The organism is Streptomyces sp. NPDC059900 (genome assembly GCF_050270335.1).
Taxonomy (GTDB): Bacteria; Actinomycetota; Actinomycetes; order Streptomycetales; family Streptomycetaceae; genus Streptomyces.
The window spans coordinates 1-1,293 of record NZ_JBNNJZ010001108.1 but is presented as its reverse complement, the minus strand read 5'-3'; the positions used below and the strand labels follow the sequence as shown (position 1 = coordinate 1,293).

Sequence of the window (1,293 nt, the reverse complement as noted above, 5' to 3'; positions counted from 1 at the left end):
GTGCCGGCGAGCACCATCACGAGCACGGTGCGAAGCGCACCCACGGCCCACTGTCCCATGACCCACCTTCCATCGAATGACGATGGGAATCTATCGATTATCGATAGATTAAGCAAGGTGTTCGGCCGTTTCGCCACGGCACGCAGCGCGAACCCCTGACCCGGCCGGGACGGACAGGCCCCATGGAGGTGTGCAACGCCTGCCTGCGCAGTGCCCGTCGCCGTCAGCAGTCGCCGGCGGGCCGGCATTTCCAGCGTCTGGTCCGCCGGCGGGGAGCGCCACGTCCCGGTGCCCGCCTGCTGTCCGGCCCCCTCTCGGGTGTGGAACTCCAGACTGCTTCTCAATGATGTTGCCGCCAGAGTCCGGGGCCCCGCAGCACGGGCCAGAAGGCTTGCGTCACCGGCCTCAGCCAATGGCGCGCCCCCGGACTCCGCTGTTCGTGACGGCCATTGCCCATCTCAGCCCTGCGTCCGTTGGGGTCGCAGGGCTGTGGCGGCGCCGGGGCCGTGCCGTGTGCGTTGTGCCGTCGGTCGATCAGGGCAGTGTCTGCCGAAGCCGGTCGTCAGGCGGCCGGGCCGGCAGCGAGATCGAGGGCGATGTCGGTGATCATGTCTTCCTGGCCGCCGACCATCTTGCGCCGTCCGACCTCGACCAGGATCGCGCGGGTGTCCAGGCCGTAGCGGTGCGCCGCGGCTTCCGCGTGGCGCAGGAAGCTGGAGTACACGCCGGCGTAGCCGAGGGTGAGGGTCTCGCGGTCCACCCGCACGTCGCGGTCCTGCAGCGGGCGGACCAGGTCGTCGGCGGCGTCCATCAGCGGGAACAGGTCGCAGCCGTGCTGCCAGTCCATCAGGTCGGCGACCGCCACGAACGCTTCGAGCGGGCAGTTGCCGGCGCCCGCCCCCTGCCCGGCGAGGGAGGCGTCGACGCGGGTGACGCCGTTCTCCACGGCCACGACCGAGTTGGCGATGCCCAGGCCCAGGTTGTGGTGCGCGTGGATGCCGAGTTCGGTGTTGGGCGAGAGGGCATCACGGTAGGCGCGCAGGCGCTCGCGCACGCCGTCCATGGTCAGGCGGCCGCCGGAGTCGGTGACGTAGACGCACTGGGCGCCGTAGGACTCCATCAGCTTGGCCTGCCGGGCGAGTTCGGCGGGCTCGGCCATGTGGGACATCATCAGGAAGCCCGCCACGTCCATGCCCAGGCTGCGGGCGGCGTCGATGTGCTGGGCGGAGATGTCCGCCTCGGTGCAGTGGGTGGCGATGCGGACCGAGCGGATGCCCCGGGAGCGGGCCTGCC

The 1,293-nt window shown here is 70.8% G+C and carries 1 protein-coding gene; it reads right to left on the bottom strand.

The features are described from left to right. Positions 1-562: 562 nt before the first annotated feature. Positions 563-1,293 (bottom strand): 4-hydroxy-2-oxovalerate aldolase (dmpG, locus tag ACQKIP_RS47650; protein ID WP_427745889.1); only part of this gene is annotated, 731 nt, incomplete at its 5' end.